This window comes from Dysgonomonas gadei ATCC BAA-286 (assembly GCF_000213555.1).
GTDB lineage: Bacteria > Bacteroidota > Bacteroidia > Bacteroidales > Dysgonomonadaceae > Dysgonomonas > Dysgonomonas gadei.
Map to the genome: position 1 here is coordinate 131,363 of NZ_GL891984.1, position 18,759 is coordinate 150,121.

8 protein-coding genes are annotated in these 18,759 nt (G+C 43.0%); all 8 read right to left on the bottom strand.

Annotated features, from left to right (window positions below):
• Positions 1–548 precede the first annotated feature (548 nt).
• The 8 genes from HMPREF9455_RS12055 to HMPREF9455_RS12090 all read right to left on the bottom strand — a co-directional run bounded on the left by HMPREF9455_RS12055 (position 549) and on the right by HMPREF9455_RS12090 (position 18,750).
• Positions 549–3,212 (bottom strand): family 78 glycoside hydrolase catalytic domain, encoded by a 2,664-nt coding sequence (locus HMPREF9455_RS12055; protein WP_006799979.1) that lies wholly within the window; start codon positions 3,210–3,212, stop codon positions 549–551.
• 533 nt (positions 3,213–3,745) lie between these two features.
• Positions 3,746–6,688, bottom strand: coding sequence for a discoidin domain-containing protein (locus tag HMPREF9455_RS12060; protein WP_006799980.1), 2,943 nt, complete (start codon positions 6,686–6,688; stop codon positions 3,746–3,748).
• A gap of 21 nt (positions 6,689–6,709) precedes the next feature.
• Positions 6,710–8,989 (bottom strand): GH92 family glycosyl hydrolase, encoded by a 2,280-nt coding sequence (locus HMPREF9455_RS12065; protein ID WP_006799981.1) that lies wholly within the window; start codon positions 8,987–8,989, stop codon positions 6,710–6,712.
• 205 nt (positions 8,990–9,194) lie between these two features.
• Positions 9,195–9,500 (bottom strand): hypothetical protein, encoded by a 306-nt coding sequence (locus HMPREF9455_RS12070; protein ID WP_044216148.1) that lies wholly within the window; start codon positions 9,498–9,500, stop codon positions 9,195–9,197.
• 341 nt (positions 9,501–9,841) lie between these two features.
• Positions 9,842–10,729, bottom strand: coding sequence for a porin family protein (locus tag HMPREF9455_RS12075; protein WP_006799983.1), 888 nt, complete (start codon positions 10,727–10,729; stop codon positions 9,842–9,844).
• Positions 10,730–10,765: 36 nt separating this feature from the next.
• A complete protein-coding gene (locus tag HMPREF9455_RS12080; RefSeq protein ID WP_006799984.1) occupies positions 10,766–13,714 on the bottom strand; it encodes a DUF5005 domain-containing protein in 2,949 nt (982 codons plus the stop codon).
• Positions 13,715–13,807: 93 nt separating this feature from the next.
• Positions 13,808–16,927 (bottom strand): SusC/RagA family TonB-linked outer membrane protein, encoded by a 3,120-nt coding sequence (locus tag HMPREF9455_RS12085; protein WP_006799985.1) that lies wholly within the window; start codon positions 16,925–16,927, stop codon positions 13,808–13,810.
• 38 nt (positions 16,928–16,965) lie between these two features.
• Entirely contained in the window at positions 16,966–18,750 is a 1,785-nt protein-coding gene (locus HMPREF9455_RS12090) for a RagB/SusD family nutrient uptake outer membrane protein (protein WP_044216150.1), read from the bottom strand.
• Positions 18,751–18,759: the final 9 nt, after the last annotated feature.

Genomic DNA, 18,759 nt, shown 5'->3' on the forward strand with positions numbered 1-18,759 from the left:
AAAAATAACAGTTTTTTTAATGGCGTTTGTAGGGGCGAAACATCTTACGCTCCTACAGTTTCACCAAAAAGTAACAAAGGTAACACGGAAAGCAATTAATAATTAAGAATGAAAAATTAAGAACTAACGGTCAGCAGAGCCAATTAGCTTTTATTAATTAGGAGACTAATGACTTACTACCTAAACCCCATTACTTGTTAAAAGGTAACAAAGGTTACACTTATCACTCATTTGCTAATATGCTAATTTTAACTACACTTCGTTCCGTTGAACGATGTTTCAAATCTGCTAATTATTCTTTCAAAGAGCTATAAGCTAACAGCTATGGGCTAACAGCTACTATATAGATAAAGCATTTTCCAAAAATCAAACAATTATTTTCAAAACAGTTCCATTGAAAATCATGTCTTTAATTTGTTAGATAAAGATTAAGGATGTTGATTATACGGCATCCTTAATCTTTCCTGCAAGCTGCTTTGCCCTTCGGACAGCCACAAGCTTTCAGTCACTTTGCAAAATTTATGTTCCCGCCAGCCTGCAACTCGTTACTAATTACCCAATAAGATTTCGAGAGAATAAGATCCGTTATTAATTGCGACACTGTTATTTTTGGCCTTAACCGCCTTTCCGTTCAGTTTGCAGCCCGTCGCATTCCGGGGCAGAATAACAGAGCCTGTGCTACCTACTGGTAATACGGCATTGATAGTCAGTTTACCGTCTGTCAGTTTCCAGTCTACCGAAATAGTACCGTAAGGCGATTCTTTCGTCGTCTTTGCCCATGATACCCCTTCAGGGATTTGCGGTTCTATTATCACATGCTGATAGCCGGGTTTGTCTTCATCGGTACGAATACCTCCCACAGCCTGATAGAACCACATTCCTATACCATTGTAGCAGTTATGCACCCTGCTGCGTTCACCGCTCCAATATTCCCAGGTTGTAGTCGCTCCATTGTCTATCATATGTAAATAACCCGGATAATCGTGTTTCTTCAGCATAGTGTACATAAAATCGGCGGCTTTATTCTCGATTGCCCATTTGGTAAGGATAGGTACTCCGACCAGTCCCACAGCTATATGGTTGTTGTGCCGTTCGGCTGTCAGGGAGAGCAGCCGCTCCTTAACCTCGTCGTATAGGGTAGGAGGGGTGACCCCGACCAGCATAGGATAAGACATATCCAGTTGTGAACCTGTCGAATACATCTTTTCATCTTTATTGTAATACGTCTTCTGCAACAACTGGTTGAGCTTATCCCTGCGTGAGGCAAATTCTTTTGCTTCATCGGGCTTACCCAGTATTCCCGCGATCTTTTCCATTTTGGAAAAGCAATCGCTTACAAAGCAATTATTAACCAGATTTATAGACCGCTCATTGCCCGAGTCTACGCCTATCGGTGCCAGCCAGTCTCCCAGAAACCAGTCACGATACGGAGTATCGGGCCATCGTTTCAGCAATCCGTCCACGGTGTACTTTTCCACATAGCCGAGCCACTCCTTCATGGCCGGGTAATGCTTCTCTATCAATCTTGGATCGTTATAATTCAGATACGTCTGCCATGGAGCCATAATGATGAAGCCACACCAGTACGGGCCACCACCGCCTGCTCCCGGGTTGGGGGCGACATGAGGCAGGCTGCCGCCTTCACGCATCGAATCGTCCCATGCCTGCATCCAGTTGGTAAACAAGGGAGCAACATTATACATGGTCTGGAGGCTTTCCGTCGAAGAATTACCGTCGCCTCCGTATCCGGCACGTTCGAGATGAGGACAATCTACCATATATCCGCTGTACGCCAGGCATTTCATGGTATATTGAATCATGTTGTGTATGGCATTTAGTTCAGGATCAGAACATTCGAATGTCGATGCCTGATGGTAATCGGTATGGATGAGATATGCTTTTATATCTTCCTTATTTGGTTTGGCAGCCAGATTGGATATCCGGATATAACGGAAAGCATGACTATGGAATTTATTGCAAAATACATCCGTGCCGTTACCTACCCCGACATAAATATCGCTTTGTCCCTGATCATCGAATTTACCTTCCTTCATAAAATCGGTATATTCCATCAAAACCTCCTGGCCTTCGTTCAGCTGAGGCAGGCGGATCTTAAACCAGCCGTTCAGCACTTTACCCATATCCACGAGCCATGTGCTGTCGCCAAGTTGTGTGATATTCTGAGGCATTAAGGTTTCCTGTATTTTGTCAGGCTCCGTCATTACGGGAGTGGCTTTATGTTCCGGAACACCGATTTCCGCAACCGGATACCAGCTCATTTGATCGAGAGTAGTGGGGTTCAAATCTTTAGGAAGTACTCTTCCGTCCAGTTTTTCACCTGCAAACCGGAGCGCCTGCCATATGCCTGTCTCTATATATCCTCCGTGCCTGCCTTTCCATGAACTGTCGGTAGCAACAAGGGTATTCCATCCGTTGCTTTCTTTTATGTCCAACTGAGCCTTCACCAAAGGCCCGTCATATACGGCATCGAATGTATTCTTACGGTACCATCCTTTGGCAAGCCACAAGACCAGATCGTTTTTGCCTTCTTTCAGGTAGGGGGTTACATCGTATGTAACGATCAAGGATCTTTTATTCAACTGCGATACCGCAGGAGAGAGTACATCATCGCTTACCTTCCGGCCATTGATATATACTTCGCAGTATCCCAATGCATTGACATGCAAAAATGATGTATTAATACCAGTTACATTGAAACTCTTTCTTAGTATCGGGCTTTGTATATTTCCCGCTGCCGGGGATAAGCCGATATAACTGCCCTGCGCATCTTCCTTATCGATTATACCTACTCCGAATCTGTTGATTTCGCTCCATCCCGAAACTTCATTCTTGCTGTTCCATACACGAACCCGCCAGTAGCACAGCGAACGCGAGGCCAATCCTTTACCTTTGTACGGGACCATTACGGAAGCGGCTGATTTTTGTTTGCCGGAGTTCCATAAGTCAGCCTTGTTGCCGAGCAAAGACATACTGTCGGAGGCAACCTGTATTTCGTAATACTGTTGTTGCATAGCTCCTTTGGTATATTTTATTTTCCAACTCAAATGCGGCGATGTATTGTCTATCGCATTAGGGTTGGTAAGGTTTTCACACTTCAGGTCATATACTGTTATAGAGGCATTCAGACTACAGCTGATTGCAATAAACAGGAAAGATATGATTGTGAAAATTAAACATTTTTTCTTTTGCATAATTCTTCTTGTTTTTTAAGGGTTATAATATAGTGTGCGATAATAGACTTATTTGTATTTATTAACTATGTAGTGTTAAAATCTGACATATCTGACACTTCTTTTACTATATTTTATTTGTTGTTTTTGTATTCGTTAACTATGTTTGGTTAAAAAGTAACAAAGGTAACACATATTTCAGCCATTAACTGATAGCTTTTAGCCGTTGGCTCAGGCTATCGCACAAGTGACTTTAGGGTAAAAAGAAATACAGTTCTTTCAACTTTATACTCATTACTTAAAACTTATTCTTGTTAAAAGGTAACAAAGGTTACACTTATCACTCATTTGCTAATATGCTAATTTTAACTATACTTCGCTCCGCTGAACGATGTTTCAAATCTGCTAATTATTTTTTCAAAGAGCTATCTGCCAACAGTTAAAGGTTACCAGCCAAATATATAGACAAACTTTTTTTAAAAAGATTAAATTTCGGGGTTTGTCCTGAATGTAAATAAAAATAACGCTGGTTAGGATACTCAATACGCTGTTCCTCATTTATTATTATAAGGCACTACCTCCAGTTTATAGTTGTTATCCGGTAGAACAGACGCATCGAATTCTATTTCCAGTTCTTTACTTTCCCCCTGCATCAGGGTAAAATAGTTATCATTCATAATAGCCGGAAGAATACGTTCTCCGTCGGATATCCTATATGACTGTACATGCACGGCGAATGCGACGGATGAACCTATGTTCTTAACCTTTGCTTTTATAAACTTCTTATTATCGCGTGTTTCTATTTTCGAAGTCGTGCTGAGTTTAGCCTTCCCCATCTTGTTTAAAGCTGTGTAGTCTCCCAAAACAGTAGACCGCCAGTAGAAATTATCGGATACAATATTGCCGTCGTTATCAGTCAGTTCGAAGCGCAGGAAATGAACGGGAGTTAAATCGGGCTTAGCCTTATTCCGTCCGTAAACCTCAAATTCATATAATGAATAACCCCATTCTGTGGCCCGTTTCAGTCCCAGCATCTTTACATATCGTGCCATAACGGGTTTGATCTTTATCTCTTCGTTCTTGCCTTTGGAATTATTGTTTTGATACACATCTTTCCACTCTGCAGCATCATCCGAAACCTGCAACTTATACGCCTGGGCATGCGCGTCTTCCCATTTAAGGGTTATATTGCCAATTTCCTGCCGTTCGCCCAAATCTACGTATATCCATTCATTATCGTTGTAATTGCTGACCCAACGGCTTCCATCGCTGCCGTCTGTTACTGCCCCGGCTTCTTCTGCATCGATAGATCGGGAAGAGGCCATCACCTTTTTCTGATAGGCGATATTATCGGTGACGAAGTTCATAAAAAACAGATCAGTAACGCTATTGGCCTTTGCATCTGCATCAACGCGCTGTTCATATTTCTTCATTTCTTTTCCGTTGAGATTATAAACTGTCGCTTTAGCGGTCAGGCCTTTAACATCGTTGAGTGTAGTATTGATTACTTTCACTGAATTATCTGCATAGCTCCACTGGATGTGAACATGTTCGCAAGCCTTCTTTACTCCCCAGTATGCTCCGGTCAGGTCATAATAATAATCGTAGGTTTGCCAGACAAATGACGGGTATGCGGACTGACTCATCCACGTCATTATCCCGCTGGCGTCATTCCACATATGATGCTGCCATCCTTCATACATGGCTTTGTTAGACTCTATATTCAGAAGCTGTGCTTTACGGCAGAAATCTTCGATTCCTTCAGGTTTGCCATAATTTTCAGTGATCATGCCAACATATTTGTCGGGGGAAGCATTTGCTGCCTGCGGGCCGAAGAAGTGCTTATCCCACATATCGTTGCGAGGCCACCACGATTCTTTCGGCATGAATTTTCTGAAACTTTCAAAGGTAGTGAATACGGCAGTGCCTATTTCAGTACGGAATCCCCAACCCGGCTTGCCTTTGAAACCGTACATCATCGGATACTTCGAGAAATACCAGTTCGGGTGGAAATTTCCCCAGGGGCCGCTGCCTGACAACCCGTCATTATTGGAAATGTCCTGATACCAACGGTCGCCGGCATCGAAATGTTCCACATTGCCCCTCAGCCAGTCATTGAGCGGAGCAAGCGGATAGCCTTCGTTCTCTCCGCACCATACAGCTATACAGGGATGGTTACGCAAACGCTTGATCTTTTCTATTGCATTGTTATTGAATGCCTGCACATCGTCCGGCAGGTTCTTATGGGAATTCAACCAGAAGTCGTCCCATACCATAATACCGTATTTATCGCAGGCGTCGTAAAATTCATCATCAGTTGTGGAACCTATCCAGTTACGGATAATGTTATAGTTCATCTCTTTATGCAACCTTACTTTCAGGTCATATTCCTCACCGCGGCAACGAAGCATATATTCGCTCATGCCCCAGTTACCGCCTTTGGCGTAAACAGGTACTCCGTTTACTTTGATACGGAATACATCATCCACTCTTTCGTAGCTGTACTCTTTTATCCCGAATGTGATTTTTTTAGAATCGGATATTTTGCCATTCACTATATAAGTGAGATCGCATGTATACAGATTAGGGTCGCCGTAGCCATTAGGCCACCACAGTTTTGGATTATCTATTTCCAGTTGTTTAAAGTCTTTCGGTTCTATTCTGAAAGGTTTCTGTATGCCTCCGCCGATTTTTATTTCTTTGGAAAATTCGATATTTCCGGGCCGGATAATTCCCTTCAGTACGCCCGTTTGTTCTGTTGGGGTGTTATTTCTCAGTTCTACTTGTAATTCGATTAAGCCTTTATCCTTGTTTGGTACTTTTGTCCTTATCCACGGATCGACCATAGATACTTCCCGTGAAGTGCTGAGATACACATCATCGGTTATACCACTCAACAAGCCCGGGACATAAGGCATCCAGTCCCAGCTGGCGCTGGAAATGTAAGTCGGGCTTGCATGGTTAGGGACGGGAAGCCCTACCCAATACGCCAATACCACTAATACATTCCTGCCGTTTTTGTTTACCAGTCCGGTGATGTCGAATTTGCCCCTATCCATAAAACCATCGAGAAGTCCCAGCCTGTTTCCGTTAAGGTAAATTTCACCTTTTCTGTTTATTCCTTCAAAGTTGAGCCAGAGTAATTCTCCGTCTGATAAAGCAGGTGTATCAAATTCGCCGCGATACCAGAAATTCTTATCATATTTCGATCTATCTACTTTATAGGCATTATCTCCAAAGTTCGGGTCTTCTTCAAGTCCGGTTTCTACATACGATCCGAAAACGGTACCCGGAACTACTGCCGCTATCCAATCGGATATATTATATCCGGAGGACATTATTTGCCGGCCATTCCCGCCTACTTCATCCTGCGCTCTGACCTTCCAGTGTATATTACCGGCATCGCTGTTCAGTGAAATTTTAGTGTTTTGGGCATTTATATAATGAACCGCCCAAACAGCCAGCATACAAGTCAATATCAATATCTTTTTACTCATAACTTCAAGTCGTATCTGTTTTTATTTTTTTGAAAGAGAGAATGGTGCTGCATCTTTACCTGTACCCCTGCTTTTGTTCGGCTGACTACCCATCTCATATTTGATTATTCCTCCGTTTACGATGTCTTTGTAAGTGATATAGTTCTTATTCCACGGGCTGCCATTCAGTGTCGCAGACTGTACATATACATTGTCTTTACTGTTGTTGCTTGCCTCGATTGTAAATTTCTTACCGTCTTCCATCGTAATAGTCGCCTTTTTGAATAACGGACTACCCAATACATATTCATTCGTTCCAGGGCAAACGGCATAAATTCCCAAAGCACTGAGTACATACCAAGATGCCATACCTCCCTGATCTTCGTCGCCCGGATAGCCTCTCTCGGTATAATTATACAGATCATCCATTATCCGGCGTGCCCGGTATTGGGTTTTCCATGGTTGCCCCGCATACGAATACATATAAATCATGTGTTGGATAGGCTGGTTGCCCTGTGCATATTGTCCCATGCCGGCCAGTTCCATCTCTCTCATTTCGTGGATTACACCGCCATAAGTGCCGGGTTTGATAATATTAGGCACGGTGAATACGGAGTCCATCTTCGCCGTCATTTTATCGGGACCTCCAAACATATCGATCAGGCCTTGTACATCATGGAAAACAGACCAAGTATAATGCCAGGCGTTGCCTTCACAATAAGGGCCTCCCCAGACAAACGGATCGAATGGTTCCTGCCATTTACCGTCTTTATCTTTTCCTCTCATGAATCCTACGGTCGGGTCAAATACATTGCGATAATTATATACCTGTCTTTCAAAAACATCCATATAGAAACGGTTTCCTGTCATTCTTGCCAGTTCATAGCCACACCAGTCATCATAAGCATATTCTAGTGTCTGTGCAGTAGAGCCGGACGATTCCGGATATGGAACATAACCCAGCTGGAAATATTCTTTCCAGAAAATACGTCCGTTAGCGCCGCCCCACGGGCCTTTGTTCATCGCTTCATGCGCATAGGCTTTCAAAGCCCGTCCGGGATCGAATGTGCGGATACCTTTTGCCCATGCATCGGCAAGAAGCGAGATCGCATGATTGCCGATCATACCGCCTGTTTCGCCCGGTTGCGACCATGAAGGCAGCCAGCCGCATTGGTCGTGCGCATCGAGTAAGGCATTCATATATTGTCCCTGCATAGTAGGGTGGAGAATATTAGTCAGAGGGAATTGTGTACGGAATGTATCCCAGAATCCGTTATCGGTGTACATATAACCGCTATAAATCTTTCCGTCGTAAGGACTATAATAATAGGGTTCGTTATTCTCGTTGCGTTCGTAAAACTTACGAGAGAAAAGATTCGCACGGAACAGGCACGAATAGAAAGTTCTTATTTGCTCATCCGTTCCTCCTTCTACAATTACCCTGTTCAGTAATTTGTTCCATGTTTCTGCTCCTCTGGCCTTTGTCGCTTCCAGGTTCTTATCGTTGCCTAATTCCCTGTTTAATGTGAGCAATGCCTGTTCGGGGCTTATATAAGATGAAGCAGCTTTTAGCTGTACCGTAGACCCTTTTTTGAATTTAATGTACGCACCCGCGCCTTTGCCGTCGCGATGCAATTCGTCAGGAAAAATTCCGTCTTTCTCATTCTCCCATGTACCATATGCCTCAAAAGGCTTATCGAATTGTATTATAAAATAATTACGGAAGTTTTCCGGATGATTTACAAAACGCTGGTTATTTACCCAGCCTTTGATCTGTCTTTTCTGCGGATTTATTTCTACTTCACTCATATTGGTATATCCATCGAGTACGAGATAAGCATCCCCGTTATTAGGAAACGAGAAGCGGATATGTACTCCGCGCGTTGTAGGTGCCATTTCGGTAGTAATACCATTGTCGAATGTAACTTTATAATAATGCGGTTTGCCGGTTTCGTTATCGTGGCTGAACTTAGCAGCTCTCTTGTCCTGATTTACAACCAACTCTCCGATCATCGGCATGAAGGAATAAACAGCATAGTCACTCACCCACGGACTACATTGATGAGCCTGCTGGAATCCCCGGATTTTATTATCGGCATACATATATTTGAACCCTTCTCCATTCCTGTTTGTCTGAGCTGCCCATGTGTGCATCCCGAAAGGCATAGCTGTTGTAGGATATGTATTACCGTAACTAAGCCCGAAATTGGAATCGGTTCCCTGAAGCGTATTTACATATTGCACCAAATCTTTTATCTGGGCTTGGGTAAACGTTGCCAGCAATAATGCTATGGCCGTAAATATGGCTATTCGTACTGTCATTATTATATATATTATTATTTCAAACTATTATCATTTTATTATCTGTAAGTACAGTTTATACTATTGGGATTTGAAAACATCTATAAGCAAAACTCCTGTAAATAATGTATAATATAATTAGAAGAATACACTTAAATGATTATAAATCGAATAAAAAAGTTATATTGAGAACGTGTTGTAAATCATTGAAATCAGCGAAGCTGCATCAATGCCCAATTGTTACATTAACGGTATTATTGCTATAGGACATACGGCAGGTAAAACTCAATTGAGAACTCCCCTGTGTCCATATTCCGGTGTCTATGGTATGAGATCCGAATGAACCCATAGATACTCCGGTAAAATCACCATACCAATTACTAAATATTGCCGGTTTAAGGCGAACTACAATACCTTCTAACGAATAACAGTTTAATTGCCCTGATACGGAAGACCATGCAGACACAGTCGGCTCATTGACTCCTGTTAGATCATAGGTGTTGGCATCGATGGCCGGGGTACTACTACTCATTTTAAGTCTTGCATAAACCTCAAATTGACAGGAAATATTCAGTTCATTGTTAATAACTAACCGATAGGTTGTTTGTGCTGTAGCAGAAACAGATATTAACACACATGCAAAAAATGCTAATAATAAAATTTTCTTTTTCATAATTTCTTAATTTTAAGATATAAGCACATTCTCCTAATTATATTATACATTATTTATGTGTGCAGCACTAAAGTTTATCCTCCGGCAATTATTGACCTACTTTTTTATTCATTTTTTACGATTCATTTTTTTGACTTCTTCGAATCCGCAAAATCCGGATATAAAACATCCTCATACCCGGACTTTGTGGATAATAACAACTATAAACCCAGAGCCAGTCTGGCCTTAAACCCGATACTTACAGGTATTACCCTGTCACTCAACGTTTGGGTTAGTGTATTACTGCTATACCCGATCGATGAATTAAGGACGCTGTTATTTAGCGGAACCAATCCTTCGGTTGTATTCCCGAACTTGATAAAGTTCTGATTGCGGCTGTCTTTTACAATATCATTCAATCCATAATCGAGATATGCGCCCGTATACAGAAACAACTTATCCGATAAAGCCCACTTCATACCAAGATCGGCACTGAAAAAGCAAACTACTTTAAGGCTGATATCTTCATTACCCGAATAGCCTGAAAATGTTCCGAATCCCATAAATTCCTGACTTTCACCCCAGTTTTCAGTATCATGAAAGAATCCTTTATTTACCATTTCAGAAGCCGAAGATTTGTATTTACCTTTCACGGGAATACCCAATTTAACCCCTGCCTGCGCATACAGCTTATTCTTTTCCCCGGACTGGAACTGCACCATGAGCGGAATATTCAGATATGCCACATTTTGTTTCTCCTTATAATCCTTCACCGAGGAATAAAAATCATACAATTCTCCATCCGACGCGTCCACCAGAGACCGGGACACATTATTAAACTTATCTTTAGTCAACTCCGCCTGATATAGGGAGAATTCTGCTCCTGTGTTCAAGCCGAAATTTTCGGAAATGAAATAGGTATAGCCTATCCCAAAGTTACCTCCGGCACCATTCTTATGGTTGCCAAAAGCGGCTTCATAATCCAACGTCGACAATCCTCCCGCTACAGATACCGAAAGTTCAGACTTCTTTTGCTGAGCCGAAACAAGAGTAGCCGAAGCGAATAAAATGAAAATAGCTATAAAGACTTTTATTTTCGTTTTTCTCATAATTGTTTCATTACTATATATTTAACTAAAGCATTTCTATTTAACAACAACCTTCAGTGTTTTTTCAAAATCATTTTTTGCTTTGAACCGGATCATATATATACCCGATGTGAACGGCATACTTACCATAGTGGAACGCCCCTGGGCTTTAACAGCATTGAGTTTGTTGCCATAAATGTTGTAGACCTCAATCGTTGCATTTTGGAGTAAATCTTCGTCAATATCCGCATCCACAGTTACTTGTTCACCCGATTTTACAGGGTTCGGATGAGTAAGTATATCCATGCTTTTCAGTGTTATCCGTTCAGCTTCGGAGCGTAAATCTCCATCAGGGGTTTTCAATACAATGTGATAGGCAGATGTCTGGCTCAGCAGGTCGTTCTTCTTCGAACCGGCCACGTAGCTGGTTCCTGTTGCACCGGCAATCGGGCTTTCGTCGAGGCACCACTGGTAACCCGTTATATCGTAATCTTTCAATTTGTTAAGATACAACATAAGGGTATTATTCCATTTCACCTTAATAAGGTCGTTAAAGGCAAAACGCTTGTTGAAGATTAATATATATTCTTTTTCGGCTTTTCCGTCTTCCGATATAACTTTTATATTATATTTCTTGATGTCAGGCCTGTCCAGTCCGGCAGAAAATGTATATTCACCGGCGTTACCGTTTATAGTCCCTTTGTCAACCGTTACCAGATTCACCGTAAAATTATTTCCGCTTGAAGCCGGCAAATCTATAGTCATAACATCCTGTACAGCCACAGGCTTACCATCTACGCTCACGCTTTCCAATTCGGCGACAGAGCCGGTCTCATATTTGAATTTCCCCAGAAGCTGCCATTCGGCTATTTGTAATTCCCCTCCCTCCTTCGATGCCAGAACATCGAGGCGGAAATGAGTATAATTACCATCGATAGGCACATTGTAGTTCACAGTCTGCGAACGGTGCTCAAACTCGGCGTAATAACGCTCGTCGAGTACAGTCCATGATGTTCCGTCATTCGAACCCAATAGCTTCCAGTGCAGAGGGTCTTTGCCGGGAGAATCCGGCGCAGAAGTAATCGTATAGCGCCTTAAATTAACCGGAGATGGAGATTCGTATTGAATCCATGCTTTTCCTGCACTGACCGAATAGATAGTCGCGGCATCATTATCAGTCGCACTTTCCGTATCATTTTCGTATTGGGCGGTAAGAATGCCCTTATTGTCTGTAGCATCTTGGTCTGCAATACTTAACTTGTCGCGCCAGTCTTTCACCCGGAAGAAGTACGGCAGATATGTGTCAGCATTTCCGGTCGCATACCATGGCTTGTCGTCCTGAAAGTTTTTGGAAACAGAAAAGAATATTTCTCCGTTTTTGGAATATTGCGGATGAACGGCTAATAATGAACAGAAAAATGAGTTCTCCGTGCTTATTTCGGCCGGTAATTTCGCTATTGTTCTCCTATTCGTGAATGGCCCGTAGGGAGTTTCAGCTTCATAAAGTATGATTTCATCGCTAAAGCATTTTCCCGGCTGGGCAATTCCATAATATTTCCCGGCATCTTTAAATACAAACACAGGGTCCTGCACTATAGTCGCTCCTTCCCAATTGGTAAGATCATTCTGCCATGACGTATCGGTAGACCATTCTTTTGTTCTGGCATTATAAAATTCCCAGTTACCCGTAAGGTCTCCATTAGTAACACGGGCTACAAGGCCGTACCGTGTACAGATACCTTCAATATCAGCATAACCGTATATATACACAGTTCCGTCATCATCTTTAAATACGTATCCTCCGAAATCCAGCCCGAATTTGCTATCACCTTTTGCGAGGCTCCGGGTCATATGCTTATATTTTTTTATCTCCTTCAACTTTAGATCGGGCAGGGAGAATACAGCCACATCCGCCGACACGCCGTTCATACCCCACATCCCTCCTGAGCCATCGTTTTGCACACGGCTGAGGATCATCTGAAGTTCGGGAACTCCATTGCGATAATAAACCGAACTTCCCGCAGGCCAGTACCATACACTATTCTTGTTCAAAGGATTTCCATTATCATCGGTAGGTATCAGTACCTCCTTTACCGGAGGATTGCCACCCGGCGAACCTTCATTCAACAGCCTGAAAGCGCTAAAGTCCTCACCGTCCTGCACCATGACGAAGTTGCGTTCGAATTGGTTATCTCCTGTTCCCACTCTGGTACGGCCGGAAAGCACAGTACCTGTATGGGAGTCGCCCCATACCCAGATACTCCGCCCGTCGCCCAGCGGCTCAGACCGGCCAATATCTCCGCCTGTCCATCCGTGCCAGCGGGTGAAAAATCCGTCGTAATCCTTATCGGAATAGACCTGTACATTGGCATCTTCGCCTCTGTTTGGCAAAAGTACCCAGTTCGGAGTCTTCTGCATCGGATATTCGCTGCCTTGTGTAACAGATATTGTACGCGTTTCATCGATATACTTTCCGTTTCCGACCGGATTTTCGTCATTCCCATCGGTACTTACCACGTATCTAAGGCTAAAATCCCCGGTCTGATTATCGGTAAAGATGCGGAACGTAAAAGTAAAATCATCGCTTTTATTATTGTCGCTATGCAAAAGCTCAAGTATATCGATCGAACGGCCACCCCACCAATAATAACCTGCAGGAGCGGGAAAAGCAACATTTAAAGCGTCCGTATAATATTGGTCGAAAGCGAGGCGCCCATAAATATTTTCATCGGGATTAGGAAAATGTACTGTATATTCGGTGTAATCCTGCGCCCTCCATCCTTTAGGCAAAAGCGCGCCGAAATACCCCCTTCCTTCTGTTTTGGTAGGATTGGTATGTTCGCATACAAATGTCACGTCGAAATAACTATTAGTCTCAGCCGTTGTGGGATGGTTCAGCGATCTCAATCTGAAACAACCATATAATATAAAACTGATAACAAATAATGACAGGGCGAATATATATAATCTGTGCGAAGCTTTAATAAACTCATAAAATCTTCTCATATGCATTATAAATTAAGGTTATGAATGTGTATCGCAAAAATGTACAGGGTTATCATTCATATACACAATAGATAACCCTGTTACAGTAGTTTTTTAGAACGACATCTGCACACCAAAGTTTACCACTCGCTGGTTCATATATGCATCACCTGCCGAGTTTGTCTTTATTTCAGGGTCCTGCTGATATTTATCATAGTTTGTTTTAGTAAACAGGTTATAAGCATTCATATAGAAGCGTGTGCTATATATCCCTTTAGGCAATACACTCTTAGGAAGCTCATAGCCCAAGTCAATCGTTTTCAGACGGATATACCATGCGTTTACCAGCCAGAAGTCCGACATGTATGCTTCGCTGCTGCTTACGGTAGAAGGGTTCGTTGTCAGGCGTGGGAAGTCGATTACCTCACCGTTATCATACCTCTCCTGTGTCCAGCGTTTCAAGTGGATAGGTTGAAACTGGCTTTTGAAAGATTCTATGCCCGTTCCTACGACACTGAAACTATAATCGAATGATCCCTGGAACAACAGGTTCAGTGAAAAACCTTTATACGATCCGCCTATCGTAAATCCAAGCGTGGTGGTCGGCAGGTTAGGTTTACCGATAGCACTTTTGTCGAAGTCATCGATGGCGCCGTCTCCGTTCAGGTCCATATATTTCAGGTCGCCTGCCGATACAGGAACTGAAGGTACGGGAATCTTATTCGGATTGCCTGCGTTGATTTCATCTATATCCTGCTGGGTGTAATATCCAAGCCATGTGTAACCGAATGGCTGACCGATAGGTTTGCCGGTTTCGGCCAGCCAAGGGTATCTTTGTTGAGCCTCGGCTTTGTACTTCACTTTATTCTTTGCATAGGAGAATACAAGGTTGGTGTTGAAATTAAAATCCCCGAATTTATCAGTATAGCCGATTTGCCCGTCGAAACCCTGATTAGAAGTTTCTCCTATGTTTTTGCGGGCCGAACCCAGGCCAAAAACCAGGGATACGTCACTTCTCTCTACCAGCTGGTCGTAGCGGAAATCATAGAAATAGTCTAAAGTAAAGGATATCTTATTATTTAACAAGCTGGCATCTATACCGACGTCGAATTTACGGGCTTTTTCCCATGTAACCGATTCGTCGGCCAACGAGCCTTCCTTATATGAAGACATCGTATTGTTATAATTTTCGCCGAAACTATACCCGCCTCCTTGCTCATAATACTGCTTGTAGAGGTAACGGCCGCCCGATGCTGCATCTGATCCCACCAAACCATATGAGGCCCTGATTTTCAGCATATCGATCTTGCTGCCGAATTTTTCCTGAAAAAATGGTTCTTCTCCAATATTCCATCCTGCTGCGGCAGAGGGGAACCAGCCGAAACGCTTGCTTCTGCTAAATCGGTCGGTACCGTTATAGGCAGTGTTCAGGTCGAACAGATACCGGTTCTTGTAGTTATATTTGATTTGGCCTGTATATCCGACAAATTTTGCAGGAACGTCAGGCTGAACGAAACCAAGCACGTTTTCCCAGTCCCTTGTACGGCTTTGCCTGTTGTATAACAACATTCCACTGAAATTATGGTCTTCGTTAAAGGTACGTTCGTAATTGATGAATGTCTGTATATTCAAATCCCTGATAGCTTTGTTGATACCGGCGCCCGATACATACTTTTCATAAGCATAGGAGTTCACCGTAGGGTTGATTGTATATGTACCTCCATCCTCAGAAGGGGTATAGTGATAGGTAGGATACATATCTTTGGCACGCCACATTCTTCTGGAATTTTCATCTATACTGGAATACGCTACACGTAACATACCGGAAAGCCCTTTAGTAACAAAGTCCATATTCTGGGATACATCGAATAGTATATTGGAATCGAATCTCCTTGTACGGCTGTAACCTTCATTTGCCAGACGTGCATTCAAAGTAGGGTCTTTACTGTCGGGAAAGAAGTAATTATGATAGGCGTAGGTTCCGTTCGGGTTTTTCAATGGAGCCGAGAATGGGGTCATATTCTTGAAATTATAGATCTCCCCTACGGCATTTAAACCGTTTGGCTCATTGATATTCATAAAACGGGACGACATATCGAGACGGACTTTTGTGGTAGAAGTGACATCGAAATCCAGATTGGAACGGAAGTTAAATCTGCGGTAGAAGTAATCGGTGTTCACTTCGCCGTATGGGTCTTCGAAATTGCGTGTCAGACCGTTTTGTGAGAAGAATCCGCCCGTAACGAAATATCTTAGCCTTTTGGTACCGCCCGAAATATCCACATTTGCGTTCTGCTGGCTCGCTACGTCTTTAAAAATCTCTTTATACCAGTTTACATCAGGATGGCCGTAAGGGTCGTCTCCAAGCCTGAAATGTTCAAGATCAGTATCGTTAAACGGCTTGCTGCTTTCCAACCCATCATTTACAAAAGCCTCATTTGTGAGTGATGCTGCTTCGTAAGCATTCAGGAACTTAGGTGTACGGATAGGCATGGTCAAACCACCTTCGAGCCGTACATTTATACGGGGGCGGCCTTCTTCGCCACGGCGGGTTTTTACTACCAAAACGCCGTTAGCACCCTTAATACCATAGATAGCTGTAGTAGAAGCATCTTTCAGGATCGAAATGCTTTCGATTTCGTTCACATTGATCTGTTGCAACTGGTCATATGTATATTGCACATCGTCTACAATGATCAGCGGTTGATTGCCCTCCTCGTTCAGGGAAGAGACTCCCCTGATAAAGAAGTCGGAAGCGTCTTTACCCGGCTGTCCCGAACGCTGTTGAGAAAAGAATCCGGGCAGCTTTCCAGCCAATGCATTTTGTACACTGGATGTGGGAACTGTTCGTATATCTTCGGCCGACATAGCGCTTACAGCTCCGGTCAATGTGATTTTTTTTACTTTACCATAGCCGACAACCACAACTTCGTCTAAAGCTGTCTGATCGGGTCGGAGTATAATGTCCAGAATCTTCTGATTGGTTATTTTGACAGATTGCTTTGTGAAACTGATAAAAGAGAATGTTACCTGATCGCCGGATTTTACTGTTAATGTATAGTTCCCGTCGGAATCTGTCATTGTGCCATTCGTTGTTCCATCAATAGTGACGCTCACTCCGGCGAGAAGTTCCCCGTCAGTTGATGACACCTTGCCTTTCAGTTGGAACTGTTGTTGCCCGAAAGCAAAGGCAAAGAGTTGTATGCTTATAAATAATAAAGTTAGTCTTTTCATATCAATCGATTATTAAAGAATTGATAAACATAGCTTTGTTACCAGCCTGGGTTTTGAACCATGTTACTGTTTTTGTTTACTTCGCTGTATGGTATAGGATATAGGTATCTTTTCGGATCGAATTTTGCATTCAGAACATCAATATGTTCAATCTGTATATTCCCTGTCCTCATCACCAGTGCTAATCCTCTTAGTGGGCTGTTGAAAATCTCTTCAGCGGTTTTCCAACGCCGTATATCCCAGAAGCGTTGCTCCTCAAATGCCATTTCAATTCTTCTTTCGTTGCGGATGAGTTCCCTCATTGCTACGCAGGTTGTGTTACCGGCTATGCCGTAAGTACCGTCGTCACCGTCAATACCGGCTCTTTTCCTTATTTCCCTGATATATTCGATCACTTTGGCGTCGGCTGTTGTTTTCGAAGAAGCAAGGTCATATTCGTTTTTGGCTTCTGCATAATTTAGTAATATTTCTGCATAGCGGAATAGAACCCAGTTGCGGAGAGTCTCTTCATATTTCTCCTTATCTTCGTATTTACCCATAAACTTGCGCAGGTAATAACTCGTTTTTGTGGTGGTTTCGGTAGTTCCGCTCGGATTGTTTCGTCCGCCGATGTATGTGGCCAGTACCGAACTAAGCCAGCGTGAACCGTTATGTAATACTGTGTAATCGAGGCGGGGATCGCGGTTGTCGTACATCGATTGTTCCGAATATGTATATTTCGAACTCATGTCACTTATCGGTTTTCCGTCCTTCATCGGGAAAGCATCTACCAGATTCTGTGTAGGGCTGGTGCGTCCGTTGCCTTTGGCTTCACTGGAGAATCCTATCGGCCCGTTGTTTACTTCCACGTCTCTTTTTTTCTGGCCGTCCTGTACTTGTACATGGAATATGACTTCATTTGTAGACGGCCCGTAATAATAGAGGAATACATCCCTGAAATCATTCATTAAAGCATATCCGCCATAATTTCCTCCAGGGCCCCAGTCTTTGATGAAATTCTCTGCTGCATCGGCTGCCCTTTTCCAGCGGGCAGGATCGTATTTATCATAGCCTACATACGGATTTCCGGCTTCGATAGGGGATTCGTTAAATAATGGGCTTGCGGCATATAGCAATACCCTTGTTTTGAGAGCCATAGCCGCTCCTGATGTCACCACATGGCCGTCAGCTCCTACATTGGCGATAGGAACCGAGCGCAGGCTGTCTTTGATATTGTCGAGCTCATTTACGATATACTCTATACATTCGTCGAACGTATTACGTGGAAATTCCATCGGTTCGCCCAATTCGTAAGGAATATCGCCTACCAAAGGCACACCGCCGTAGCGCTTTACAAGTTCGAAATAATAAAGAGCTTTGAAGAAACGAGCCTCGGCCTTTAATGCTCTGTTGAGAGGTATTTTTGTACCGGCGTGATTGTTATATGTCTGCATGAATGGAACCACGTCTATATTATTAATGAACGTATTCGACCAGCGAATGCCCCTGTAATAATTAGCCCATCCCATGTCGGTAAGGCGTACAAAAGGTGAATAACGGCCTACCTGCAATTGATAGATTTGATTTTCCGAATTGACCGATGTGACAGCATCGTCCGAAGCTGCATCCAGATAGTCTCCGTCAATGCCATTGTGTCCGTATCGCAAAACACTATAAATGTTGTTTAAATACCTTTTTGCGTCTACACCCAGTGAATCTGTAGTTGAGAACACATACTCAAGCGTATGCTTTTCCACAGGAACATCTTCATAGTCATTGCATGACCACAACGTGCAGAACAGGCCTATCAGTATGATATATAATTTATTTTTCATGTCTTTCATTTTTTAGAG